Origin of the sequence: Pseudoxanthomonas sp. GW2 (assembly GCF_000283075.1) — a bacterium.
GTDB lineage: Bacteria > Pseudomonadota > Gammaproteobacteria > Xanthomonadales > Xanthomonadaceae > Pseudoxanthomonas.
On the sequence record NZ_ALIP01000098.1, the window covers coordinates 25249 to 47629 of the forward strand.

Genomic DNA, 22381 nt, shown 5'->3' on the forward strand with positions numbered 1-22381 from the left:
TCACGCGCGAAAGAGTCGGCTATCGTTCCCCGCCATGACCCAAACCCGCAGCGCCCTGATCGTCGACGACGAACGCGATATCCGCGAGCTGCTGGTCCTGACCCTCGGGCGGATGGGACTACGCGTGGATACGGCGGCCAACCTGGCCGAGGCGCGCGAGCTGCTGGCGTCCCGGCGCTACGACCTGTGCTTCACCGACATGCGCCTGCCCGACGGCAGCGGCATCGAGCTGGTCGGCGAGATCGCGCGCAAGTACCCGCAGACGCCGGTGGCCATGATCACCGCCTTCGGCAACATGGACCTGGCGGTGGAGGCGCTGAAGGCCGGCGCCTTCGACTTCGTCAGCAAGCCGGTGGACATCAACGTGCTGCGCGGCCTGGTGCGGCACGCGCTGGAGCTCAACAACGCCGAGCGCCCGGCCCCGCCCCCGCCGCCGGCCGAGCAGGCCAGCCGCCTGCTGGGCGATTCCCCGGCGATGCAGGCCCTGCGGGCGACCATCGCCAAGGTCGCCCGCAGCCAGGCGCCGGTGTACATCCTCGGCGAATCCGGCGTGGGCAAGGAGCTGGTGGCGCGCACGATCCACGAGCAGGGCGCGCGCGCGGCCGGGCCGTTCGTGCCGGTCAACTGCGGCGCGATCCCGGCCGAGCTGATGGAAAGCGAGTTCTTCGGCCACAAGAAGGGCAGCTTCACCGGCGCCCACGCCGACAAGCCCGGCCTGTTCCAGGCCGCCAGCGGCGGCACCCTGTTCCTGGACGAGGTGGCCGAGCTGCCGCTGGCGATGCAGGTCAAGCTGCTGCGCGCGATCCAGGAGAAGTCGGTGCGCCCGGTGGGCGCGGCCAGCGAGGTGCCGGTGGACGTGCGCATCCTCTCGGCCACCCACAAGGACCTGGCCGGGCTGGTGGCCGAGGGCCGCTTCCGCCACGACCTGTACTACCGCATCAACGTGATCGAGCTGCGGGTGCCGCCGCTGCGCGAGCGCACCGCCGACCTGCCGCAGCTGGCCAACGCGATCCTGGCGCGGCTGTCCGCGGGCCAGGGCCGGGAGGCGCCGGAGCTGGCCGAGGCCGCGCTGGCGGCGCTGGCGCGCTACCCCTTCCCGGGCAACGTGCGCGAACTGGAGAACGTGCTCGAGCGCGCCCTGGCCCTGGCCGAGGGCGACCGCATCGAGGTCGCCGACCTGCACCTGCCGCAGGCGCCGATGCGCACCGCCACGGCGCCGGCCGCGGCCGCCCCGGAACCGGCGCTGGAGCCGGCCGGCGGCGCCCTGCCCTCCTACATCGAGCAGCTGGAGCGGGCCGCGATCCAGAAGGCGCTGGAGGACAACCGCTGGAACAAGACCCGCGCCGCGGCGCAGCTGGGCATCACCTTCCGCGCCCTGCGCTACAAGCTCAAGAAGCTGGGCATGGACTGAGGCGGCCGCGCCGCCTCCCCCGCGCGCCGCGCCAGCGGCGATAATGGCGCATGACCACGAGCCACACGCCGAAGAAATCGCTGGGCCAGAACTTCCTGCACGACGCCCGCTACATCGAGCGCATCGTCCAGGCCATCGACCCGCGCCCCGGCGACCGGGTGGTCGAGATCGGTCCCGGCCAGGGCGCGCTGACCCTGCCGCTGCTGCGCCGCCACGGCGCGCTGACCGTGATCGAGTTCGACCGCGACCTGGTCGGCCCGCTGGCCGACATGGCGGCCCCGGTCGGCCAGCTGGAGATCATCCACCGCGACGTGCTGCAGGTGGACCTGACCGCCCTGGCCGGCGGCGGACGGATCAAGCTGGCCGGCAACCTGCCCTACAACATCTCCTCGCCGATCCTGTTCCATGCCCTGGACCACGCCGCTGCGATCCGGGACATGGTGTTCATGCTGCAGAAGGAAGTGGTCGACCGCATGGGTGCCGCGCCTGGCAGCAAGGTCTACGGCCGGCTGAGCGTGATGCTGCAGGCGTACTGCCAGGTGCAGCCGCTGTTCGTGGTGCCGCCGGGCGCGTTCCGCCCCGCGCCCAAGGTCGACTCGGCGGTGGTGCGGCTGGTGCCGCGCGACCCGGCCACGATCGGCATCGCCGACCGCGACCGCTTCGCCCACGTGGTGCGCGCGGCCTTCGGCCAGCGCCGCAAGACCCTGCGCAACGCCCTGCGCGACGTGTGCACGCCGGAACAGTTCGAGGCCGCGGGGGTCAGCGCCGACGACCGCGCCGAGCAGGTCGACGTCGCCGGCTTCGTGCGCCTGGCCAACGCCTGAGGCGTGCGCGTCCGCCGCGCTTGCGGCGGACGCCGGCACGCGCGATCTTGTGCCCCCGGCATCACGCGGCGTTCGCTTACACTGTCGCCATGTCCCGCTCCGATACGCCCTACGCGATCGAGGTCGAAGTCGCCCCGCGGTTCCTGGAAGACCAGTCCGAACCCGACGCCGACCGCTACGTGTTCGCCTACACCATCCGCATCCGCAACCGCGGCAGCGTGGCCGCGCGGCTGCTGGCGCGGCACTGGACCATCACCGACGGCCACGGCCGCACCGAGGAAGTGCACGGCGAGGGCGTGGTCGGCGAGCAGCCGTGGCTGGAACCGGGCGAGGACTTCGAGTACACCTCCGGCGTGGTGCTGGAGACCGGGGACGGGTCGATGCAGGGAAGCTACGACATGCTGGCCGCCGACGGCACGCGCTTCGACGCGCCGATCGCCCCGTTCCTGCTGACCGTCCCACGGACGCTGCACTGAGGCCGCCGGATGACCACTTGGGCCATCGGCGACCTGCAGGGTTGCTACGACGCCACCCAGCGCCTGCTGGAGAAGATCAACTTCGACCCGGCCGCGGACACCCTGTGGTTCTGCGGCGACCTGGTCAACCGCGGCGGGCAGTCGCTGGAGACCTTGCGGCTGGTGCATTCGCTGCGCGAGCACAGCGTGGTGGTGCTGGGCAACCACGACCTTTCGCTGCTGGCCATCGGCGAACGCCCGCTGGCGGAGAAGCGCAAGGTCAACCCGGACCTGCAGCGGGTGGTGCTGGCCGACGACGCCGGCGAACTGCTGGGCTGGCTGCGCCGGCAGAAGCTGGTGCACGTGGACCGCGAACTGGGCTGGCTGATGGTGCACGCCGGGCTGGCGCCGCAGTGGACCACGCAGATGGCCGAGCAGCTGGCCAACGAGGTGCAACGCCAGCTGCGCGGCGACGGCTACCGCGGCCTGCTGCGCAACATGTACGGCGACAAGCCGCACTGGTCGCCGGGCCTGCGCGGCCAGGACCGCTGGCGCGCGATCATCAACTGGTTCACCCGCGCCCGCTACTGCACCCCGCGCGGGCGCATCGCGATCGACGAGAAGGGCCCGCCGGGCAGCCAGGCCCCCGGCCTGTACCCGTGGTACGAGGCCCCGGGCCATGCCCCGCGCGACCTGAAGATCGTCTGCGGCCACTGGTCCACCCTGGGCCTGACCATCGCCCGCAACGTGCACGCGATCGACACCGGCGCGGTCTGGGGCGGCAAGCTCACCGCGCTGCGCCTGGACGGCGACGAACTGTGCGTCAAGCAGGTTCCCGGCCGCGACGTGTCGGCGATCCCGCCGCACCTGCGCAAGGAATGAGCCGGCCCGCTCAGCGGCGGCGGTAGTCGACGAACTGGAAGGCGTGGGCGTGGCGCGCGTCGGCCGCATGCGCCTGGCGCGCGACTTCCCGCCACTGCGCCTGGTCCCATTCCGGGAAGAAGGTGTCCGCGTCCTCGACCACGGTGTCGACCAGGGTCAGGTGCAGGTCGGTGGCCAGCGGCAGGGCCAGCGCATAGACCTCGCCACCGCCGATCACGCTGAGGGTTCCAGCGCCCTGCACGCGCGCCAGCCCAAGCGCCTGCTCCAGCGAAGCCACCGGCTGCATGCCCTCGAACGGCACCGCGCCGCTGCGGGTCAGCACCAGGTTGGTCCGGCCCGGCAGCGCGCGGCCCAGCGATTCGGCGGTACGCCGGCCCATCAGCACCGGCGTGCCCAGGGTCAGGGCCTTGAAGCGCCTGAGGTCGTCCGGCAGCCGCCACGGCAGGTCGTTGCCGCGCCCGATGGCGCGGTTGCGGTCCATCGCCACCACCAGGGCGACGCGCATGCTCACACCGCCACCGGGGCCTTGATCGCCGGATGCGGGTCGTAGCCCTCGATGGCGACGTCCTCGTAGCGGAAGGCGAACAGGTCGCGCACTTCGGGATTGAGCCGGAGCTTGGGCAGCGGCCGTGGCGCGCGCGCCAGCTGCTCGCGCGCCTGCTCGAAATGGTTGGAGTACAGGTGGGCGTCGCCCAGGGTGTGGACGAAGTCGCCGACTTCCAGCCCGGTGGCCTGGGCCACCATGTGGGTCAGCAGGGCGTAGCTGGCGATGTTGAACGGCACGCCGAGGAAGATGTCGCCGCTGCGCTGGTACAGCTGGCAGCTCAGGCGGCCATCGGCCACGTAGAACTGGAACAGGGTGTGGCAGGGCATCAGCGCCATCTTCGGCAGGTCGGCCACGTTCCAGGCGCTGACCACCAGCCGGCGCGAATCCGGGTTGCGCTTGATCTCCTCGACCACCCAGCGGACCTGGTCGATCTCGCTGCCGTCGCTGCCGGTCCAGCGCCGCCACTGCTTGCCGTACACCGGGCCGAGCTCGCCCTGTTCGTCGGCCCACTCGTCCCAGATGCTGACCTTGTTGTCCTTCAGGTAGGCGATGTTGGTCTCGCCCTTCAGGAACCACAGCAGCTCGTGGATGATCGAGCGCAGGTGCAGCTTCTTGGTGGTGACCAGCGGAAAGCCCTGGCGCAGGTCGAAGCGCATCTGCCAGCCGAATACGCTGCGGGTACCGGTGCCGGTACGGTCGGACTTGTCGGTGCCGTGCTCCAGCACGTGCGACAGCAGCTCCAGGTATTGCTTCACGCCTTGCCTCCGTCAGCGGTAGGTGCCGGCCGCAGCACCGGCGCGCCGCGCGAGCGCCACAGCAGGAACAGGCCCAGCAGCACCAGCGGCAGGCTCAGCAGCTGGCCCATGGTCAGCCAGCCGAAGGCCAGGTAGCCGATCTGGGCGTCGGGCACGCGCACGAATTCGACCAGGAAGCGGAAGCAGCCGTACAGCAGGGCGAACATGCCGGCCACCGCGTAGCGCGGGCGCGGCCGGCGCGAGAACCACCACAGCACGCAGAACATCACCAGGCCCTCGAGGAAGGCCTGGTACAGCTGCGAGGGATGGCGCGCGAACGCGTCCAGCGCGCCGGCGTCGAAGCGGGCCTTGAGCGCGGCCGGGCCCAGCCCCTGGTATTCGGCAGGCAGGCCGGACGGGAACACCACGCCCCAGTCGCCGCCGGTGTACTTGCCCCACAACTCGCCGCCGACGTAGTTGCCGATCCGGCCGAAGCCCAGCCCCGGCGGCACCAGCGGCGCGACGAAATCCATGGTGTCGAAGAAGTGCAGGCCCTGCCGGCGCGACCACAGCCAGCAGGCAACCAGCACGCCGATCAGGCCGCCGTGGAAGCTCATGCCGCCGTCCCACACCCGCACCACCATCAGCGGATCGCGCAGGGCGTCGCCCAGGGCATAGAACAGCACGTAGCCGAGGCGGCCGCCGAGCACCACCCCGAGCATCCCGTAGAAGAGCAGGTCCGAGTAGGCGTTGGCGTCGGTTCCGGGCAGGCGCCCGGCGGCGATCCGGCGCTGGCCCAGCCACCACGCGGCGGCGAAGGCCAGCAGGTACATCACCCCGTACCAGTGCACCTTGAACGGGCCGAGGCTCAGGGCGATGGGGTCGATCTGGTGCAGGACGATCATGGGGCCACACGCTGGGTTCGGAGTCGGACTGTATTACAGGGCGGGTCCGCCCGGCGCCGCCGCCGGGCACCGCGGCTCAGAACTCGCCCGCGCCCGGGACCTGCTTGGCGCGCGCCACCCGGCGCATCATCAGGTTCAGGATCTCCACCATCACCGAGAACGCCATGGCGAAGTAGATGTACGGCTTGGGCACGTGCACGTCGAAGCCGTCCAGCACCAGGACCACGCCGATCAGCAGGATGAAGGCCAGGGCCAGCATCTTGATGGTCGGGTTGGCGTCGATGAAGTTGCCCAGCGGGTTGGCCGCCAGCAGCATGATCGCCACCGCCACCAGCACCGCCACCACCATCACCGGGATGTGGTCGGCGATGCCGACCGCGGTGATCACCGAGTCCAGCGAGAACACGATGTCGATCACCGCGATCTGGGCGATCACCACCCAGAACACCTGCGAGGCCTTGGTGGTGCGCGGGTCGTCGTCGTGGCCGCCGCTGATCAGCTCGCGGATTTCCATGATGCCCTTCACCAGCAGGAACGCGCCGCCGACGATCAGGATCAGGTCGCGCACCGAGATGCCCATCTGCCCGATGTGGAACAGCTCGGTGTGCATGCGCGCCAGGAAGGCCAGCGAGACCAGCAGGCAGATGCGGGTGACGCAGGCCACGGCGATGCCGAACTTGCGGGCGAAGGCGCGCTTCTCCTGCGGCAGGCGGCCGACCGCGATCGAGATGAACACCAGGTTGTCGATGCCCAGCACGATCTCCAGCGCGCTGAGGGTCACCAGGGTCAGCCAGACGTTCGGGTCGGCCAGGAATTCAAGGTTCATGGGGGATGTTTCCAGTGGTAAGCGGGTTCACAGCAGGCGCGGGCCCAGGACCAGGCCCCAGCACGCCAGCACGTTGAGCATCAGCACGAACACCGCGGCCGAGCCCATGTCCTTGGCGCGGCCGGCCAGCTCGTGGTGTTCCGGGCCGTAGCGCTCGATCACCGCCTCGATCGCGGAGTTCAGCAGCTCGGCGGCCAGCACCAGCAGCATCGAGCCGAGCAGCAGGGCGCGCTCGATCCCGTCCCGGCCCAGCCACAGCGCCAGCGGCGCCAGCACCACGAACAGGTAGACCTCCAGGCGGAACGAAGACTCGTGGCGCCAGGCCGCGGCCAGTCCCTGCAGCGACCATTGCGCGGCCTGCAGGATCCGGCGCGGGCCACGGGGCAGGTGGCCGCTCACGTCAGCCATGGGCTTGCCCTGCGGGGAGATGCGGGTACGGCGGCAATGGAAGCCGGCCGGAGGGCCGGGCCCGGAACTGGGACGGCATCAGGCGGTGGCGGGCCAACGGAGCGCCAATTTTGCCACACCCCTCCCCGGCACGCCGCGCGGGCGCGCGGCGCCGGCCACGGACAGCCGCCACTCCGGCCGTTCGGCCGGGTCACCTGGAGGCGCGCAGCGCCTGCTGTTCGGCCAGGGTCAGGGCGACGTTGTCGCGCAGGTAGGCCGGTTCGACCCGCTCGGCCGGCACCGCCTCGCCGGCCTCGCAGGCACTCGCGGCCAGGCGCGCCAGCACCGCGGCGCGCGGCAGCGCGGCCGGGTCGACCGCGACCATTTCGCCCGCCAGGCGCTGCGCGAGCAGGCCGTCGGCGGCGGCAAAGCCGGTGCCCACGCCCTGCCAGGCTCCGGAGGCGACCGGCAGCCGCACCGCTTCCGGCGCCAGCACCTGCTCGCGGTCCAGCGCCCGCAGGCGCCCGCCTTCGCGTTCGTAGGCGCCGACGTAGACCTCGCCCATGCGCGCGTCGATCGCGGCCAGGATCCGGTCCGGGCCGTCGGCCGCGGCGCCGGCGGCCAGCACCTGCAGGGTCGAGACCGGCACCAGCGGGCGCTCCAGCGCCAGGGCGATGCCCTGGGCCAGGGCGATGGCCAGGCGCACCCCGGTGAACGCGCCGGGGCCGCGGCCCACGGCGATCGCGTCCAGCTGCGCGCGGGCAATGCCGGCCTCGGCCAGCAGTTCCTGTGCCCACGGCAGGGCCAGCTCGGCGTGCCGGCGCGGCACCACGCCGAAGCGCTCGCGGACTTCCCCGTCCAGGTACAGCGCGACCGAGCAGGCCTCGGTGGCGGTTTCGAAAGCGAGCAGTTTCATCGGGGCGGTCTTCGGCAGCGGAACGGGGAAACGGGGGTTGCAGGTTAGTCCAGCGGGGCGTCCGGCGCGGCGGTGGCGAAGAACGCCTGCACGTCCTCGATCCGGCGGGTCACCGCGAAGCGCGGCAGCGACTGCATGAACACCCGGCCATAGGGCTTGCCGGTGATGCGCGGGTCGCACAGCACCAGCACGCCGCGGTCGGTCTCGCTGCGGATCAGCCGGCCCACGCCCTGCTTGAGCGCGATCACTGCCTGCGGCAGCTGCTCGTCGCGGAACGGATTGCCGCCGCGCCGGCGCACCGCCTCCAGCCGCGCCTCGAACACCGGGTCGTCCGGGGCGGCGAACGGCAGCTTGTCGATCACCACCACGCTCAGGGCGTCGCCGGCCACGTCCACGCCCTCGCGGAAGGTGGCCGAGCCCAGCAGCACGCCGTTGCCGGATTCGCGGAAGCGGCGCAGCAGCTCCACCTTGGGCGCACTGCCCTGCACGAACAGCGGCCACGGCCCGCCCTCCAGCGCGGCGGCGGCCTCGCGCAGGGCGCGGTGCGAGGCGAACAGCAGGAACGCGCGGCCGCCGGAGGCCTCCAGCACCGGACGCACCGCGGCGAGCATGGCCGCGGTGAACTCGCGGCTGCTGGGCTCGGGCAGGTTGCGCGGCAGGTAGCACAGCGCCTGGCGCTGCCAGTCGAACGGGCTTGGCTCCAGCAGGGTCTGCGGATCGAACAGGCCCAGCTTGCGGCCGATGTGGGTGAAGCCCCCGCCCACCGCCAGGGTGGCCGAGGTGAAGATCCAGGCCGCGTGCGAGCGCTCGCGGTGCTGGCGCAGCGGCGCGGACACGTCCAGCGGCGTGCGCTGGCAGCGGAAGCCGCGCGCGCTCAGCTCGTACCAGTAGACCTCGCCGCCGCGCGCGGCCGCGGCGGCCAGGGCCTCGGCATCGGCCCCCTCCTCGCCGGCCACCGCCTCGACCATGGCCTGCTCGTCGGCCGGTTCGGCAAAGGCATCGGAAACGGCGTCGCCATCGCGCCAGCGCTGCAGCCGTTCGCCCAGGTCGCGGGCGCGGGCGACGCAGGCCTCGAAGCCGGGCGAGGTCCCGGCCAGCGGCTCCATCGCCTGTTCCAGCCCGGCCAGGGCGTCGGCCAGCACGTCGAAGCCATCGGCCACCGCAGGCAGGGCCAGGGCGCGGTAGCGCGTGCCGCGCGGCGGCAGCGCCTCCATCGCCGCGCGCAGCTCGCGCAGGGCCTGCTCCAGCGCGCGCACCGGCCCCTGCACCACCGCGGTGGCGCCGGTGGTCTGCTTGCACTCGGCCAGGCAGTCGCGGCCCAGCTCCTGGATCTGGCGCATGCCGAAGCCTTCGCCGAAGAAGCTGGCGGCCAGCTCCGGCAGCTGGTGCGCCTCGTCGATCACGAAGGCCTGGGCGCCGGGCAGGATCTCGCCGAACCCCTCCTGCTTGAGCGCCAGGTCGGCCAGCAGCAGGTGGTGGTTGACCACCACCAGGTCCGCGGCCTGGGCGCGCTGCCGCGCCTGGACCACGAAGCACTCCTCCCAGAACGGGCAGTCGCTGCCCAGGCAGTTGTCCACCGTGGAGGTGACCAGCGGCAGCAGCGGCGAATCGTCCGGCAGGGATTCCAGCTCGGCCATGTCGCCGGCGCGGGTGCGCCCGGCCCAGGCGACGATGCGCTGGAACTGGCTGGCCTGCTCGGGGCTGGAGAAGCGCGCGTCGCCCCTGGCCTGCTCCAGCCGGTAGCGGCACAGGTAGTTGGCGCGACCCTTGAGCAGGGCGCTGCGGACGCCCTTGCCGAGGGCGTCGCGCACCCGCGGCAGGTCGCGGTGGTAGAGCTGGTCCTGCAGCGCGCGGGTACCGGTGCTGACGATGGTCTTCAGCCCCGACAACAGCGCCGGCACCAGGTAGGCGTAGGTCTTGCCGGTGCCGGTGCCGGCCTCGGCCAGCAGCACGTCGCGGTGCTCGATCGCCTCGGCCACCGCCGCGGTCACGCGCTGCTGCGCCGGGCGCGCGGTGAAGCCGTCCAGGCGCGCGGCGAGCGCGCCTCCTTCGCTGAGCGCCTCGCGGCTGGCCTGGGCAAGAAGGGACATGGTCGATGCAGGATGCACGGTCCGGCGCGGCAGGCGGCGGGGTACGCCGCGGCCGCCGCCGTCAGAACCGCTGCACGCCCGGGACGGTGCAGGCGGCCAGCTGCGCCCTGGCCGAGGCGGCATTCTCCGCCTGGCCGCGCGCCAGCCGCGACTGCTCGATGGTGGCCCAGTGCCGCCGGCACATCGGCCCGACCCGCGAGCCGAGGTCATAGGCGCGCCGGGCCAGGGTCTCGGCGCGGTCGTACTGGCCCTGCAACAGCGCCACCTCCGCCCGCTCCTGCAGCACCGCCGGGTCGTCGGGGGCGGCCAGCAGGGCCTGGTTGAGGGCCTCGGCGGCGGCTTCGGCCTGGCCGGCGGCCAGCGCCGCGGCGGCGCGCTCGCGCAGGTCGGCGACCTGCGGGTCGCGCAGCGGCTGCACGTCCAGTTCGGTGTCGGCGGCGCCGGCGGCGGCCTGGACCGCGGCCAGGCGCTGCGCCGGGGTCACCTCGGGCACGGCCGGGGCCGGCGGCGCGGGCGTGGTACCGCAGGCGGCCAGCAGCAGGCAGGCGGCCGCTGCGGCGGGGGAACGGGGGAAGGCTTGCATGCCGGCCATTATGGCGCAGGCGGCTGCGCCGGGGCCGGCGCCTGTTGCGGATCGGCGGCGCGGCCGCCGCCGAACAGGCGCCGCCAGAAACCCGGCTGGCGCTCCCGCGCCTGCGCCGGCGGCGGCGCGGTGCCATCCAGCGGCAGCGGCAGGTAGTCCGGGGTGCACGGCGCGTAGTCCGGCGCGGTGCCGGCCACGAACGGCAGCCGGCGCGCGCCGGGGCAATCGGCGTCGGTGACGTAGGAGCCCTCGGCCTGCACCCAGTGCCATTCCACGCCCTTGCCATCGACCTGCAGCGGCGAGCTGGGCAGGCGCGAGAACAGGCCCGACCAGATCCGCATCGCGCCGGTGGCGCCGTACAGGCCGGTCTGCTGGTTCTGGTCGTTGCCGACCCAGACCACTGCCAGGTGGTCGCCGGTGTAGCCGGCGAACCAGCTGTCGCGGCCGTCGTTGCTGGTGCCGGTCTTGCCGGCCGGGGACAGGCGGCCGAGGCCGTCGCGCTGCAGCTGGCGCGCGGTGCCGCTGGTGACCACCTGCTGCAGGGCGATGGTCACCAGGCGGGCGGCGATCGAGTCGCCCTCCTGGGCCGGCGCCGGCGCGGTGTCGTAGCGCTTGAGCAGCCGGCCTTCCGGGTCGAGCACGCCGCGCACCGCGCGCAACGGCTGCACCTGCCCGCCGGAGGCGAGGAACTGGTACAGCTGGGTCATCGCGTACGGGCTCTGGTCGGTGGAACCGAGGATCAGCGAGGGATTGGGTTCGGCCTCGATCCCCGCCAGCACCTTCAGCAGCTGCGCCAGGCGGTCCGGACCGACCTGCATGCCCACCCGCACCGTGGCCTGGTTGTAGGAATGCGCCAGCGCGTCCACCAGCCGCACCGTGCCGTGGCTGCGGTTGTCGGAATTGCCCGGCGACCAGCGCCGGCCGCGTCCCAGCTCGACCGTGACCGGGGCGTCCTCGACGAAGCTGGCCAGCGAGAAGCGCTGCGGCTGCGCCAGCGCCAGCAGGTACACGAACGGCTTGAGCAGCGAGCCGACCGGCCGCTGCGCCTCGACCGCGCGGTTGAAGCCGTGCAGCTCGGCGTTGCGGCCGCCAACCACCGCCAGCACGTCGCCGCCGCGCACGTCGGTCACCACCACCGCCGCCTCCAGCGGCGGGGGCTTGCCGGGCTGCAGCGCCTCCAGGGTGCGCGCCACCGCGCCCTCGGCATAGGCCTGGGCCGAGGGCGACATGCCGGTGAGCACGGTCAGGCCGGCGCCCTGCAGCGCGCTTTCCGGGTAGTCGCTGGCCAGCTGCCGGCGCACCAGGTCGATGTAGCCGGGGAAGCGGTTGGCCGCGGCCACGCCCGGGCGCGCGGTCACGCCCAGCGGCGCCTTGCGCGCGCGCTCGTATTCGGCGTCGTCGATCAGGCCGGTGGCGTGCATCATCGACAGGGCGACGTTGCGACGCTCCAGCGCGCGCTGCGGGTGGCGGCGCGGGTCGTAGTAGGACGGGCCCTTGACCAGGCCGATCAGCAGCGCGGTCTGCTCGGTGGTCAGGTCGTCCAGGTCGCGGCCGAACCAGAACTCGGCGCCGGAAGCCACGCCGTGGATCGCCTGCCCGCCGCGCTGGCCCAGGTAGACCTGGTTGAGGTAGGTCTCCAGGATCGTGCGCTTGTCGTAGCGCGCCTCCAGGATCAGCGCGTACAGGATCTCGTTGAACTTGCGGCTCCAGGTCTGCTCCTTGCCGATGCCCAGCAGGCCGCTGCGGGCCAGCTGCTGGGTCAGGGTGGAGGCGCCCTGCTTCTTCTCGCCCGAGCGCAGGTTGACCAGCAGTGCGCGCAGCATGCCGGACACGTCGATGCCGTGGTGGCGGGCGAAGTCGCGGTCCTCCACCGCCTGCAGGCCGGGGGTCAGCAGTTCCGGCACTTCCTCGATCCGCACCAGGCGCCGTTCTTCCTGGCGCTGGCCGTAGAGGGTGGCGATCCGCGCCGGGTCCAGGCGCGCGGCCTTGATCGCCTGGCCGCTTCCGGCATCGCGCAGGCGCGAGACCTTGCCGCCGGACAGGCTGACCTCGATCCGCCGCGGCGGCACCACGCCGTCGATGTCGGCGTAGCCGCGGCTGGAGATCGTGAAGCGGGCGCCGTCGACGTGGTAGCTGCCCTGGCGCCGGCCCTCGCCGTCCTCCTGGTAGCCGGCCGCGTCCAGCTCGGTGCGCAGGGTGCGCTCGTCCAGCGCCAGGCCCGGCCGCAGGTGCAGCGGGCGCGCGTACACGCGGGTGGGGATCTGCCACTGCAGGGCGCCGAAGCGCTCGGTCACCTGGTTGTTGAGGTGGACCGTGTACGGGACCAGGAACCCGGCCGCCAGGGCGGCGGCCGCGAGCACCACGGTCAGCAGGCGGCCGCGCCAGGCGGACGCCCCGGGGGACTTCGCGCGGGCGGTATCTCCGGCGGTAGAACGTCGAGGCACAGGAATACCAGGATCAGGAACGGGCGGAGTCTAACCCGAGATCGGCGCGCGCCCGGTCGGGGGGCTGAACGGCCGCCGGGTGCGCGCCGGCGCCGCCACGGCTCATACCCGCAGCCCCAGCAGGTCGCCGGCGGCCGAGCGCAGGCCGAAGGAAAACCGCGCGTAGCGGCCGCTGCCCAGTTCCTCGCGCACCGAGGCCAGCCGGCGCAGCGGCGAACGCGGCAGGCGCGCGCGCGCCAGCGCGTGCCGCAGGCGCTGCGCCACCGCCTCGCGCACTTCCGGTTCCACCGCCAGCCCACCCTCGTCGATGCGCTGCAGGAACGAGCGGTACAGCACGCACAGCCGCTCCAGCGAGACCCGCCGCGCCACCCAGCCGTAGGCCAGGCGCTCGACCAGGCGGCGCGGGCGCGCGCCGATCTGGTTGCTGCCATGCTGGCGGTAGTCGATCGAGGCCCAGGGCATGCAGTCGACCCGGGCCTGGGTGGCCGCCGCGATCGCCAGCCACTCGTCGTGCACCCAGCCCTCCGGCACCGGCAGCAGGCGCCCGAGCAGCGCGCCGCGCAGCGCGGTGGTGGCGCCGGTGACCAGGTTGCGCCGCATCAGCAGGTCGAAGGCGCGGCCGGAGTGCTCCATCTCCAGTTCCGCCGGGGACACCTCCAGCGCCTGCAGCAGGTCCACGCCCAGCCAGGCGCCATCGGCGTCGACCAGGCGCGCGTCGGTGTGCAGCAGGCCCAGTTCCGGTTCGGCGAGGAAGCGCGCGGCCATGCGCGCGATCTTCTCCGGGTGCCAGACGTCGTCCTGGTCGCAGAGGAACACCAGGTCGCCGCGGGCGCGCTGCAGCGCGCGCTCGAAGTTGCGCACGTAGCCGAGGTTGGCCGGGTTGCGCTGCAGCTCCACCGCCACCCCGCGCACCCGCGCGCGCGCGGCGAAGGCCTGCAGCCGCTCCCAGGTGCCGTCGGACGAGGCATCGTCCTGGACCACGATCTCGTCGGGCAGGCGCAGCTGCGCCAGCAGGCTCTCCAGCTGCGGACCGAGGAAGCGCTCGCCGTTGTAGGTGCACAGCACCACCGACACGCGCACCGCTCAGCCCTCCGCGTCCATGCGCCACATCGAGGCGTCGACCCGGAACGGGCGCGGCGCCACGCCCAGCAGGGCGCTGGCCTCGGCGTTGTCGGCGACCAGGTCGCGGTCCAGCCGCGACACCGGCCCACGCGCGCCCGGCAGCAGCGCCGCCAGCAGGCGCAGCAGCGGCCGCCCCAGCGGCAGCGGCATGGTGGCGAACGGCAGGCTGGCGCGCACCCGCGCGAACATCTCCGCCGCCGGCAGGCGCTCGCCGCCACCCAGGGCAAGGATGCGGCCGTCGGCGGCGCCGGTATCGATGCAGGCGAGGACCGCCGTGGCGAGATCGTCGGCATGCACCGGCTGGCGCAGGCCGCGGCCGGCCGGCAGCGGGAACAGGCGGGTGCGCGCGGCGCGCCGCGCGATCGGGGGCAGGCTGCGGGCCAGTCCGGCGCCGTAGATCAGGGTCGGGCGCAGCACGGTCCAGGCCATGCCCAGGCGCCGGCACTGCCGTTCCAGCTCGGCCTCGCCGGCGGCCAGGCGGCCGATCAGCTCGCGCTCGGCCGGCACCGCGGAGTCGCGCTTGGTCAGCACGCTCATCGAACTGGTGGCGACCACCCGCGGCGCGGGCGCGGACTGCAGGCCGGACAGCCACTGCGCCAGCGTGTCCAGCGGGGCGAAGCTGGCCACCGCGCGCAGCGGCGGCAGTTCCGGCATCGGTCCCGGCAGCTGGCCCTGCAGCCACTGCACCCCGGCCCGTGCCGGCCGTGGATGGCGGCTGAGCGCGAGCACGCCATCGCCGCCGGCGGCGAGGCGCGGCAGCAGGAAGTGGCCGATCTGGCTGGTGGCGCCGATGACGAGGACGGGCATGGCGGCTGCGGACTGGGTGGCGGGCGCCGGCGCGGCGGCGTCGGACTATAGCGTGCGGCCCCGCCGGCCGGTCCTCCGGCGCATGAACGGCCGCAACGAAGACGGCCCGCGCGAGGCGGGCCGTCGGGTGTGGCGATGCAGGCGGGCGCGGCTCAGTCGTCGCCCTTGGACAGGTCGTCGTCGGCGACGACCTCGGCGGCGGCCCACTCCAGCGCCTCGCGCTCGGCGCGCTCGCGCTCGGCCTTCTCCACTTCGTCGATCAGGTTGGCGTCGACGGTGCGGGCGGCGATCTCGCGCAGCGCCAGCACGGTCGGCTTGTCGTCGCCGTCCTCGTTCTCGATCGTGGCCGGCACGCCATTGGCCAGCTGGCGGGCGCGCTTGGCGGCCATCATGACCAGTTCGAAGCGGTTGTTGACCACTTCCAGGCAATCTTCAACGGTGATACGGGCCATAGGGGTTCCAGGCGACTGCGGTCGCCACTCGTGTCTGGGGAAATGGAGGCGGAGTTTACCCGCGCCGCCGCCTCCGCGGCAAGGCCCGGCGCCGGTTCTTCCTTTCCGTTCAGGGACTTGCGTTCAGGCAGCGGGGCCGGCGCCGGGGTCCTGCCCGAGCAGGGCGCGGATCAGGCCGGCATGGCGCTGCTGCTGCTGGCCGCGGCGCAGGCGGCTGGCGACGAAGATCGCGCACATCTCGTCCACCGCGGTCTCGAACACCTCATTGACGATCACGTAGTCGAACTCGCCGTAGTGCGACATCTCCTCGCGCGCGGCCGCCAGGCGGCGGGCGATGACCTCGTCGCTGTCCTGGCCGCGCTTGCGCATGCGCTGCTCCAGCGCCTCCCGCGACGGCGGCAGGATGAACACGCTGACCGCGTCGGGGACCTTGGCCCGCACCTGGGCCGCGCCCTGCCAGTCGATCTCCAGCAGCACGTCGTGGCCGGCCGCCAGCTGCGGCTCCACCGACTGCCGCGCCGTGCCCTTCCAGTCGCCGTGCACGCGGGCGTACTCGAAGAAGTCGCCGGCGTCGATCATGCGCTGGAACTCTTCCTCGCTGACGAAGTGGTAGTGCTCGGCATGGCGCTCGCCCGGGCGCGGCGCGCGCGAGGTGAAGGAGATCGACAGCCGGATGGCCGGATCGCGCGACAGCACCGCGTTGACGATGCTGGACTTGCCGGCGCCGGAAGGCGCCGCAACGATGAAGAGGGTTCCGCGCATGCTCATCGGCTGTCCTGCACCGGCCCGGCGGCGCGAACTCGGGCCTGGGGACCGGTGCCACTTCTCCAGGCCCCGGGCGGGTCTGGCGCCATTGCCGCGCCTGGGACCCGGGGCCGCGTGTATGGGGTAACGGGGCGCGAATGGTAGCAGACCCCCCGCCCCGGCCGGCCCCCGGCGCCGCCACGCTTTGCGCGCAGCCCCTGTCGTTGGTTGGGTTTACCGCGTTTGCGGCCGCTTGGCATGCTCGCCGCCAACGCCCCGACGCCGGCGTGCGCTGGACCACGGCTTGCGGCGGGCAGCCAGGAGCCCACGCCCCATGCCAAGTGCAGCGATCGAACTGCAGGCCGTCGACAAGTCCTACGGCCCACGGCGGATACTGAAGGACCTGCAGCTGGTGGTCCCCGAGCGCAGCGTGTTCGCCTTCCTCGGCAACAACGAGGCATGGCAAGTCCACCACCATCCGCCTGCTTGCCGGCCTGGCCGCGCCGGACCGCGGCAGCATCCGCGTGCTGGGGAAGGACATCCGCCAGCACCGGCGCGAGGTGCTGGCGCAGATGGGCTGCCTGATCGAGGCGCCCAGCAGCTACCCCAACCTCACCGCGCGCGAGTTCCTGTCCATCGGCCCGTGCCTGAAGCAGCTGCCGCGCAGCGAGATCGACCGCGCGCTGGAACTGGTCGGACTGCGCCCCGACCGCCGGCAGCGGATCGAGCACTATTCGCTGGGCATGCGGCAACGGCTGGCGCTGGCCCATGCCCTGCTGGGGCGTCCGCGCCTGCTGGTCCTGGACGAGCCCACCAACGGCCTGGACCCGGACGGCATCCGCGACATCCGCGCCCTGCTCTCCGGCCTCCCCGAAGCCGCCGGTTGCACCATCTTCTTCGCCAGCCACTACCTGGACGAGGTGGAGAAGACCGCCACCCACCTGGCCGTGCTGCACGAAGGCACGATCCGGCTGCAGGCCTCGGCCGGCGAACTGGAACGCCAGCTCGCCGGGGTCCTGGCCCTGGACGTGGACGACGCCGAACGCGGCTCGCGCACGCTGCAGGCGCTGGGCTACGCCGCCCGCGCCGAAAGCCCCAACCGGGTGCTGGTGGCCGACGTCGACCGCGACCGCGCCGGCCTGCTCAACTCGCAGCTGGTGCAGGCCGGGGTCGTGCTCTACCAGTCGGTGTTGCGCAAGCCGACGCTGGAGCAGTGGTTCCTGCAGATGACCGCCTCCGGGGGAGCCGTCGCATGCTGATCCGCCTTTGCCTGGTCGAACTGCTCAAGCTGCGCCGCTCGCTGGTGCTGCTGACCACCGTGGCCTGCCCGGCGGCGGTGGTGGCGCTGATGTTCGGGATGGCCCTGCGCCGGATCACCCCGGACGGCATGACCGCCGCGCAGTGGTCGATGCTGTGGGGCAGCGCGTCGGCGCTGTGGAGCCTGCTCATGCTGCCGCTTTACATCGGCCTGTGCACCGCGCTGGTCAACGGCAACGAGCACCGCAACCAGACCTGGCGGCTGATGCTCAGCCTGCCGGTCGGCCGGCTGGAGCTGTACGCGGCCAAGGCCATGGTCTCGGTGCTGCTGCTGGCGGCCGCGCAGCTGGCGTTGTTGCTCGCCCTCGCGCTGGGCACCGGCATCCTCGGCCTGGCCGGATTCCCGCTGGAAACGGCGCTGCAGGCCCAGCTGCCGCGGCTGTGGGCGGCGCCGCTGGCGGCGCTGCCGGTGGTGGCGCTGCAGCATGCGCTGAGCTGGCGCCTGCGCTCGGTGGTCACCCCGCTGGCGGTGTCGGTGGTGGCCACCCTGGCGGCGATGCAGCTCGGCGCCTCGCAATACTGGTACTGGCTGCCCTGGGCCTATCCGGTGGCGGCCAGCAACGGCGGCCATGAGGCCATGCGCGACGCGGCGGTGCTGCTCGGACCCATGCTGGCGGCGGTGCTGTTCCCGCTGACCGCCTGGTGGCTGTCGCGGCGCGAGATCGCCTGAGCGCCATCCGGCGCGCGGCCCCCCGCGCGGCTCACTCGATGTTCTGCACCTGCTCGCGGATCTGGTCGATCAGCACCTTCAGCTCGACCGCGGCGGCCGAGGTGCGGGCGTCGACCGACTTGGAACCGAGGGTGTTGGCCTCGCGGTTGAACTCCTGCAGCAGGAAGTCCAAGCGGCGGCCCACGGCCTGCGCCTTGCCGGAGAGGATCCGGCGGATCTCGGCGACGTGGCTGGCGAGGCGGTCCAGCTCCTCGTCCACGTCCAGCTTCTGCAGCCACAGCACCAGCTCCTGCTCGGCGCGGCCCGGGTCCACCGGGTGCGGCAGGTCGGCCAGGCGCGCGGCCAGCTTGGCGCGCTGGCCCTCGCGGATGTCCGGCACCAGCGCGCGCACTTCGCCGGCGATGCGCTCCACCGCGTCGACCCGCTCGCGGATCGCGGCGGCCAGCGCCGCGCCCTCGCGCTCGCGCGCGGCGATGAACTCGTCCAGCACCTGGTCCAGCAGCTCCAGCGCCTGCGCCTGCAGCGCCTCGCCGTCGGCCACCGGGGTCTGCAGCACGCCCGGCAGCTGCAGCAGGTCGGTGAACTGCACCTGCAGGTTGGGGAAGCGCGCGTCCAGGCGCTGGGCCAGCTCGCCCAGCTGCGCCAGCAGGGCCTCGTTGACCGCCAGCCCGGCGGCGCCTTCCGGCGCGCGCAGGCGCATCACCAGGTCCAGCTTGCCGCGCTGCACGCGCGCGGCCACGCGCTCGCGCAGCACCGGTTCCAGCGCGCGCAGCTCGTCGGCCAGGCGCAGGCCGGTCTCCAGGAAGCGGTGGTTGACCGAGCGCAACTCGCAGGAGAGCACGCCCCAGGAGGTACCACGTTCGCCGCTGGCGAAGGCGGTCATGCTGCGGATCATGCGGGAATCCGTCTTTGGCAGGGGGCGAATGTTAATCTAGCCGGCCCGCCGCGGCACCCTGCCGCCTTCGCCGGCCCCGCCGGCGGACCGCCGGGGCCCCGCCTACGGAAACCACACATGACCGTCGTCCGCCCCAGTGGCCGCGCCCCCGACCAGCTGCGCCCCGTGCGCATCGAACGCGGCTTCACCCGCCACGCCGAAGGCTCCGTGCTCGTCAGCTTCGGCGACACCCGCGTGCTGTGCACCGCCAGCATCGACAACAAGGTGCCGGCATTCCTGCGCGGCAAGGGCGAGGGCTGGGTGACGGCCGAGTACGGCATGTTGCCACGCTCCACCCACACCCGCTCCGAGCGCGAGGCCGCGCGCGGCAAGCAGGGCGGCCGCACCCTGGAGATCCAGCGCCTGATCGGCCGCGCCCTGCGCGCCTGCGTCGACCGCGGCGCCCTGGGCGAGCGCACCATCACCCTGGACTGCGACGTGCTGCAGGCCGACGGCGGCACCCGCACCGCCGCCATCACCGGGGCCTACGTGGCGCTGGCGGACGCGGTGCGCTGGCTGCTGGCGCGCGGCGAGATTTCCCGCGACCCGATCCACGGCGCGGTCGCCGCGATCTCGGTCGGCGTATACCGCGGCGTGCCGGTGCTGGACCTGGACTACGCCGAGGACAGCGACTGCGACACCGACATGAACGTGGTGATGAACGACGGCGGCGGCTTCATCGAGCTGCAGGGCACGGCCGAGGGCCATGCCTTCCGCCGCGACGAACTGGACGCGCTGCTGGGCCTGGCCGAGCGCGGCATCGGCCAGCTGCTGGAACTGCAGCGCCAGGCCCTGGCCGGCTGAGGCGGGAGCATGCGATGAAGCTGGTCCTGGCCTCCTCCAACCGCGGCAAGCTCGACGAACTGCACCACCTGCTGGCCGACAGCGGGATCGAGCTGGTCGCGCAGTCCGACCTGGGCGTCGAGGACGCCAAGGAGACCGGGCTGACCTTCGTCGAGAACGCGCTGATCAAGGCGCGCCACGCGGCCCGCGTCACCGGCCTGCCGGCGCTGGCCGACGACTCCGGGCTGTGCGTGGACGCCCTCGGCGGCGCGCCGGGCCTGTACTCGGCGCGCTATGCCGGCGAGCCGGCCAACCCGCAACGCAACATCGACAAGCTGCTGGCCGCGCTCGACGGGGTCGACGACCCGCGCCGCGGCGCCCACTTCCAGTGCGTGCTGGTGGTGCTGCGCCATGCCGAAGACCCGCAGCCGCTGCTGGTCGAGGGGCAGTGGCGCGGGCGCATCATCCGCGAACGCCGCGGCAGCGGCGGCCACGGCTACGACCCGGTGTTCCTGGACCCCGCGCACGGGCTGACCGCGGCGGAAATGCCGATGGAGCTGAAGAACCGCATCAGCCACCGCGGCAAGGCGCTGGAACTGCTGCGCGCGCGCCTGCCCGAAGTGCTTGGCTGAGCGCGCCGGCGCGAGCCTGCCATGCCCGACCTGATCCCGCCGCCGCTGTCGCTGTACGTGCACCTGCCCTGGTGCGTGCGCAAGTGCCCGTATTGCGACTTCAACTCGCACGGAGCCAGGGGCGGACTGCCGTTCGACGAGTATGTGGCCGCGCTGGTACGCGACCTGGAACACGACCTGCCCCTGGTCTGGGGCCGCACCGTGCACAGCGTGTTCTTCGGCGGAGGCACGCCCAGCCTGTTCCCGGCCGCGGCGATCGAGGCCATCCTCTCGGCCGCCGCCGCGCGCCTGCGCTTCGCCCCGGACGCGGAAATCACCCTGGAGGCCAATCCCGGCACCGCCGAGCACGACCGCTTCGAGGGCTACCGCGCCGCCGGGGTGAACCGGATCAGCTTCGGGATCCAGAGCTTCGACGACGGCTGCCTGCAGCGCCTGGGCCGGATCCACGACAGCGCCGAGGCCGAGGCCGCGGTGAAGCTGGCCCAGGACGCCGGTTTCGACAACCTCAACCTGGACCTGATGTACGCCCTGCCCGGCCAGGACCTGGCCATGGCCGAGCGCGACCTGGAGCGTGCCTTCGCCCTGCAGCCGGCGCACATCAGCCACTACCAGCTGACGCTGGAACCCAACACCGTGTTCTTCGCCCGGCCGCCGCAAGGCATCCCGGACGACGACCTGGCCTGGGACATGCAGGAGCGCTGCCAGGCCCTGCTGGCCGACGCCGGCTACGTCCACTACGAGACCAGCGCCTACGCCCGCCCGGGCCGGCAGTGCGCGCACAACCTCAACTACTGGCGCTACGGCGACTACCTGGGCATCGGCGCCGGCGCCCACGGCAAGATCACCCTCGGCGCCGAACAGGCCATCCTGCGCCGCTGGAAGCACAAGCACCCGGCCACCTGGATGGCCGCCGCCGGCACCGCCCAGGCGATCGGCGGCGACGACCGCATCGCCCCGGAGCAGCGCCCGTTCGAGTACATGCTCAACGCCCTGCGCCTGCACGAGGGTTTCGCCCTGGCCGACTTCGAGGTGCGCACCGGACTGCCGCGCGCGCATCTGGCGCCGGCGCTGGAACAGGCCCGCGGCCGCGGCTGGCTGCAGCTCGAGGGCGAGCGGGTGGCGCCCACCGCACTGGGGCGGCGCTTCGCCAACGACGTGATTTCCCTGTTCCTCTGAGACCATCCCCGGCCCCGCCGGGACCGCGGTGCGGCGCGCCATGCCGCCCCGCATGGAAACGTGCTAAATACCGCCCAAGGGGGAACGCGGTCACAGAATGCAAGCCACCAACCGACCAACGCCGGGCCACCCGGCATTCCCGGCGCTGGCCGACGCCGCCCTGCCGGCGCGCGTGCGCGCCATCCTCCTGCAGGTGCGCGAGCTGGCCGCCACGCAGCTGGGGCCGTGGCTGGAGGCCACTCTGGACGGGCTGGAAAACCAGCTCTTCAGCCTGGCCGAGGGCGCGCGCAGCAGCAGCGAGCAGGCCGAGCGCCTGGATGCGATGCGCCTGCTGCGCCAGCACCGCGCCGCCTTCCAGCCGCGCTTCCTCGCCGCACTTGAAGGCAGCCTGGCCGGCCTGCGCGCACCGCCGCCGGCCGAGCCCGCCGAACCGGCCGAACCCGCGCCCGGGCCGGCACTGGCCCTGGTCGAGGACACCGAACTGGACCGCGCCATCGTCCTGCGCGAGATCGCCCGCCGCCAGGTGCAGCGCGGCGGCAGCGAGCTGTTGCTGCTGGCGCAGCGCTTCGCCGTGCTGGCCGCCACGCCGGCGTTCGAGCTGGAGCAGCTGCCGCTGGGACCGCATGCGCTGTGCCAGTGCCTGCGCACGGCTGGCGACGCGCTGCAGCTGCCGCCGGAGGCGCAGCTGCTGCTGTACCGCCAGTTCGAACGCCAGGTGATGGACCTGCACGGCGAGTTCG

At 73.1% G+C, this 22381-nt stretch carries 23 protein-coding genes and 1 pseudogene; 10 read left to right on the forward strand and 14 right to left on the reverse strand.

Annotated elements, in window-relative coordinates:
* The first annotated feature begins 34 nt into the window (after positions 1 to 34).
* The 4 genes from B351_RS0107400 to B351_RS0107415 all read left to right on the forward strand — a co-directional run bounded on the left by B351_RS0107400 (position 35) and on the right by B351_RS0107415 (position 3572).
* Positions 35 to 1411, forward strand: a complete 1377-nt coding sequence (locus B351_RS0107400) for a sigma-54 dependent transcriptional regulator (protein WP_019398414.1) — start codon at positions 35 to 37, stop codon at positions 1409 to 1411.
* A gap of 50 nt (positions 1412 to 1461) precedes the next feature.
* Positions 1462 to 2235 (forward strand): 16S rRNA (adenine(1518)-N(6)/adenine(1519)-N(6))-dimethyltransferase RsmA, encoded by a 774-nt coding sequence (gene rsmA / locus B351_RS0107405; protein WP_019398415.1) that lies wholly within the window; start codon positions 1462 to 1464, stop codon positions 2233 to 2235.
* A gap of 89 nt (positions 2236 to 2324) precedes the next feature.
* Positions 2325 to 2711 carry a Co2+/Mg2+ efflux protein ApaG gene (gene apaG / locus B351_RS0107410; protein ID WP_019398416.1) on the forward strand — a complete coding sequence of 129 codons (387 nt, stop codon included), beginning with the start codon at positions 2325 to 2327 and terminating at the stop codon, positions 2709 to 2711.
* Positions 2712 to 2720: 9 nt separating this feature from the next.
* A complete protein-coding gene (locus tag B351_RS0107415; protein ID WP_019398417.1) occupies positions 2721 to 3572 on the forward strand; it encodes a symmetrical bis(5'-nucleosyl)-tetraphosphatase in 852 nt (283 codons plus the stop codon).
* A 10-nt stretch (positions 3573 to 3582) separates the two neighbouring features.
* Here B351_RS0107415 and B351_RS0107420 read toward each other — a convergent pair whose 3' ends face one another.
* The 13 genes from B351_RS0107420 to gmk all read right to left on the reverse strand — a co-directional run bounded on the left by B351_RS0107420 (position 3583) and on the right by gmk (position 16147).
* Positions 3583 to 4077 (reverse strand): dihydrofolate reductase, encoded by a 495-nt coding sequence (locus B351_RS0107420; RefSeq protein WP_026010480.1) that lies wholly within the window; start codon positions 4075 to 4077, stop codon positions 3583 to 3585.
* A gap of 2 nt (positions 4078 to 4079) precedes the next feature.
* A complete protein-coding gene (locus tag B351_RS0107425; RefSeq protein ID WP_019398419.1) occupies positions 4080 to 4874 on the reverse strand; it encodes a thymidylate synthase in 795 nt (264 codons plus the stop codon).
* Positions 4871 to 5758: a prolipoprotein diacylglyceryl transferase gene (gene lgt / locus B351_RS0107430; RefSeq protein WP_019398420.1), complete on the reverse strand. Its 888-nt coding sequence runs from the start codon at positions 5756 to 5758 to the stop codon at positions 4871 to 4873. The genes B351_RS0107425 and lgt overlap by 4 nt, the downstream gene beginning before the upstream one ends.
* Before the next feature lie 76 nt (positions 5759 to 5834).
* The gene (locus B351_RS0107435; protein WP_019398421.1) at positions 5835 to 6584 is read right to left on the reverse strand and encodes a TerC family protein; all 750 of its coding nucleotides are present in this window, start codon (positions 6582 to 6584) and stop codon (positions 5835 to 5837) included.
* A 27-nt stretch (positions 6585 to 6611) separates the two neighbouring features.
* A complete protein-coding gene (locus B351_RS0107440) occupies positions 6612 to 6992 on the reverse strand; it encodes a diacylglycerol kinase (RefSeq protein WP_019398422.1) in 381 nt (126 codons plus the stop codon).
* 190 nt (positions 6993 to 7182) lie between these two features.
* Positions 7183 to 7887 (reverse strand): tRNA (adenosine(37)-N6)-threonylcarbamoyltransferase complex dimerization subunit type 1 TsaB, encoded by a 705-nt coding sequence (tsaB, locus tag B351_RS0107445; RefSeq protein ID WP_019398423.1) that lies wholly within the window; start codon positions 7885 to 7887, stop codon positions 7183 to 7185.
* A gap of 44 nt (positions 7888 to 7931) precedes the next feature.
* Positions 7932 to 9977, reverse strand: coding sequence for an ATP-dependent DNA helicase (locus tag B351_RS0107450; RefSeq protein WP_019398424.1), 2046 nt, complete (start codon positions 9975 to 9977; stop codon positions 7932 to 7934).
* Positions 9978 to 10038: 61 nt separating this feature from the next.
* The gene (locus B351_RS0107455; protein ID WP_019398425.1) at positions 10039 to 10569 is read right to left on the reverse strand and encodes a tetratricopeptide repeat protein; all 531 of its coding nucleotides are present in this window, start codon (positions 10567 to 10569) and stop codon (positions 10039 to 10041) included.
* A complete protein-coding gene (gene mrcB, locus B351_RS0107460; protein ID WP_039731163.1) occupies positions 10569 to 13004 on the reverse strand; it encodes a penicillin-binding protein 1B in 2436 nt (811 codons plus the stop codon). Before mrcB ends, B351_RS0107455 begins: the two co-directional genes overlap by 1 nt.
* 102 nt (positions 13005 to 13106) lie before the next feature.
* Positions 13107 to 14084 (reverse strand): glycosyltransferase family 2 protein, encoded by a 978-nt coding sequence (locus B351_RS17075; RefSeq protein WP_019398427.1) that lies wholly within the window; start codon positions 14082 to 14084, stop codon positions 13107 to 13109.
* A 3-nt stretch (positions 14085 to 14087) separates the two neighbouring features.
* Positions 14088 to 14933, reverse strand: coding sequence for an SDR family oxidoreductase (locus B351_RS0107470; protein WP_019398428.1), 846 nt, complete (start codon positions 14931 to 14933; stop codon positions 14088 to 14090).
* A gap of 152 nt (positions 14934 to 15085) precedes the next feature.
* Positions 15086 to 15385 carry a DNA-directed RNA polymerase subunit omega gene (gene rpoZ / locus B351_RS0107475; RefSeq protein ID WP_026010482.1) on the reverse strand — a complete coding sequence of 100 codons (300 nt, stop codon included), beginning with the start codon at positions 15383 to 15385 and terminating at the stop codon, positions 15086 to 15088.
* Between the two features lie 123 nt (positions 15386 to 15508).
* Positions 15509 to 16147: a guanylate kinase gene (gmk, locus tag B351_RS0107480; protein ID WP_026010483.1), complete on the reverse strand. Its 639-nt coding sequence runs from the start codon at positions 16145 to 16147 to the stop codon at positions 15509 to 15511.
* Positions 16148 to 16602: 455 nt separating this feature from the next.
* On the opposite strand from gmk, the pseudogene B351_RS16405 reads away from it, so the two are divergent.
* Positions 16603 to 17388 (forward strand): annotated as a pseudogene (locus B351_RS16405) (ATP-binding cassette domain-containing protein); the annotation flags it as partial.
* Positions 17382 to 18116, forward strand: coding sequence for an ABC transporter permease (locus B351_RS0107490; protein ID WP_019398432.1), 735 nt, complete (start codon positions 17382 to 17384; stop codon positions 18114 to 18116). The pseudogene B351_RS16405 and the gene B351_RS0107490, both read left to right, overlap by 7 nt.
* Before the next feature lie 31 nt (positions 18117 to 18147).
* Here the strand turns inward: B351_RS0107490 and B351_RS0107495 are convergent, their stop codons facing one another.
* Positions 18148 to 19011: a YicC/YloC family endoribonuclease gene (locus tag B351_RS0107495; protein ID WP_019398433.1), complete on the reverse strand. Its 864-nt coding sequence runs from the start codon at positions 19009 to 19011 to the stop codon at positions 18148 to 18150.
* Between the two features lie 117 nt (positions 19012 to 19128).
* Between B351_RS0107495 and rph the strand changes: the two genes are divergently transcribed.
* The 4 genes from rph to B351_RS16410 form a co-directional block, all read left to right on the forward strand.
* On the forward strand, positions 19129 to 19854 hold the full coding sequence (rph, locus tag B351_RS0107500; protein WP_019398434.1) for a ribonuclease PH: 726 nt from the start codon (positions 19129 to 19131) through the stop codon (positions 19852 to 19854).
* Between the two features lie 14 nt (positions 19855 to 19868).
* Positions 19869 to 20465 (forward strand): RdgB/HAM1 family non-canonical purine NTP pyrophosphatase, encoded by a 597-nt coding sequence (rdgB, locus tag B351_RS0107505; RefSeq protein WP_019398435.1) that lies wholly within the window; start codon positions 19869 to 19871, stop codon positions 20463 to 20465.
* Between the two features lie 21 nt (positions 20466 to 20486).
* A complete protein-coding gene (gene hemW / locus B351_RS0107510) occupies positions 20487 to 21641 on the forward strand; it encodes a radical SAM family heme chaperone HemW (RefSeq protein ID WP_019398436.1) in 1155 nt (384 codons plus the stop codon).
* A 97-nt stretch (positions 21642 to 21738) separates the two neighbouring features.
* The coding region (locus B351_RS16410; RefSeq protein WP_039731165.1) for a DUF1631 family protein at positions 21739 to 22381 on the forward strand (643 nt) is incomplete at its 3' end.

What these genes read in the sequence shown, in the direction of transcription:
- B351_RS0107455 (WP_019398425.1), bottom strand. Translation starts at nt 10,569, where the DNA reads ATGGCCGGCATGCAAGCCTTCCCCCGTTCCCCCGCCGCAGCGGCCGCC.
- B351_RS0107490 (WP_019398432.1), top strand. Translation starts at nt 17,382, where the DNA reads ATGCTGATCCGCCTTTGCCTGGTCGAACTGCTCAAGCTGCGCCGCTCG.
- B351_RS0107495 (WP_019398433.1), bottom strand. Translation starts at nt 19,011, where the DNA reads ATGATCCGCAGCATGACCGCCTTCGCCAGCGGCGAACGTGGTACCTCC.
- B351_RS0107440 (WP_019398422.1), bottom strand. Translation starts at nt 6,992, where the DNA reads ATGGCTGACGTGAGCGGCCACCTGCCCCGTGGCCCGCGCCGGATCCTG.
- lgt (WP_019398420.1), bottom strand. Translation starts at nt 5,758, where the DNA reads ATGATCGTCCTGCACCAGATCGACCCCATCGCCCTGAGCCTCGGCCCG.
- tsaB (WP_019398423.1), bottom strand. Translation starts at nt 7,887, where the DNA reads ATGAAACTGCTCGCTTTCGAAACCGCCACCGAGGCCTGCTCGGTCGCG.
- rdgB (WP_019398435.1), top strand. Translation starts at nt 19,869, where the DNA reads ATGAAGCTGGTCCTGGCCTCCTCCAACCGCGGCAAGCTCGACGAACTG.
- B351_RS0107400 (WP_019398414.1), top strand. Translation starts at nt 35, where the DNA reads ATGACCCAAACCCGCAGCGCCCTGATCGTCGACGACGAACGCGATATC.
- B351_RS0107435 (WP_019398421.1), bottom strand. Translation starts at nt 6,584, where the DNA reads ATGAACCTTGAATTCCTGGCCGACCCGAACGTCTGGCTGACCCTGGTG.
- gmk (WP_026010483.1), bottom strand. Translation starts at nt 16,147, where the DNA reads ATGCGCGGAACCCTCTTCATCGTTGCGGCGCCTTCCGGCGCCGGCAAG.
- rph (WP_019398434.1), top strand. Translation starts at nt 19,129, where the DNA reads ATGACCGTCGTCCGCCCCAGTGGCCGCGCCCCCGACCAGCTGCGCCCC.
- B351_RS0107415 (WP_019398417.1), top strand. Translation starts at nt 2,721, where the DNA reads ATGACCACTTGGGCCATCGGCGACCTGCAGGGTTGCTACGACGCCACC.
- rsmA (WP_019398415.1), top strand. Translation starts at nt 1,462, where the DNA reads ATGACCACGAGCCACACGCCGAAGAAATCGCTGGGCCAGAACTTCCTG.
- B351_RS0107470 (WP_019398428.1), bottom strand. Translation starts at nt 14,933, where the DNA reads ATGCCCGTCCTCGTCATCGGCGCCACCAGCCAGATCGGCCACTTCCTG.
- B351_RS0107450 (WP_019398424.1), bottom strand. Translation starts at nt 9,977, where the DNA reads ATGTCCCTTCTTGCCCAGGCCAGCCGCGAGGCGCTCAGCGAAGGAGGC.
- hemW (WP_019398436.1), top strand. Translation starts at nt 20,487, where the DNA reads ATGCCCGACCTGATCCCGCCGCCGCTGTCGCTGTACGTGCACCTGCCC.
- rpoZ (WP_026010482.1), bottom strand. Translation starts at nt 15,385, where the DNA reads ATGGCCCGTATCACCGTTGAAGATTGCCTGGAAGTGGTCAACAACCGC.
- apaG (WP_019398416.1), top strand. Translation starts at nt 2,325, where the DNA reads ATGTCCCGCTCCGATACGCCCTACGCGATCGAGGTCGAAGTCGCCCCG.
- B351_RS0107420 (WP_026010480.1), bottom strand. Translation starts at nt 4,077, where the DNA reads ATGCGCGTCGCCCTGGTGGTGGCGATGGACCGCAACCGCGCCATCGGG.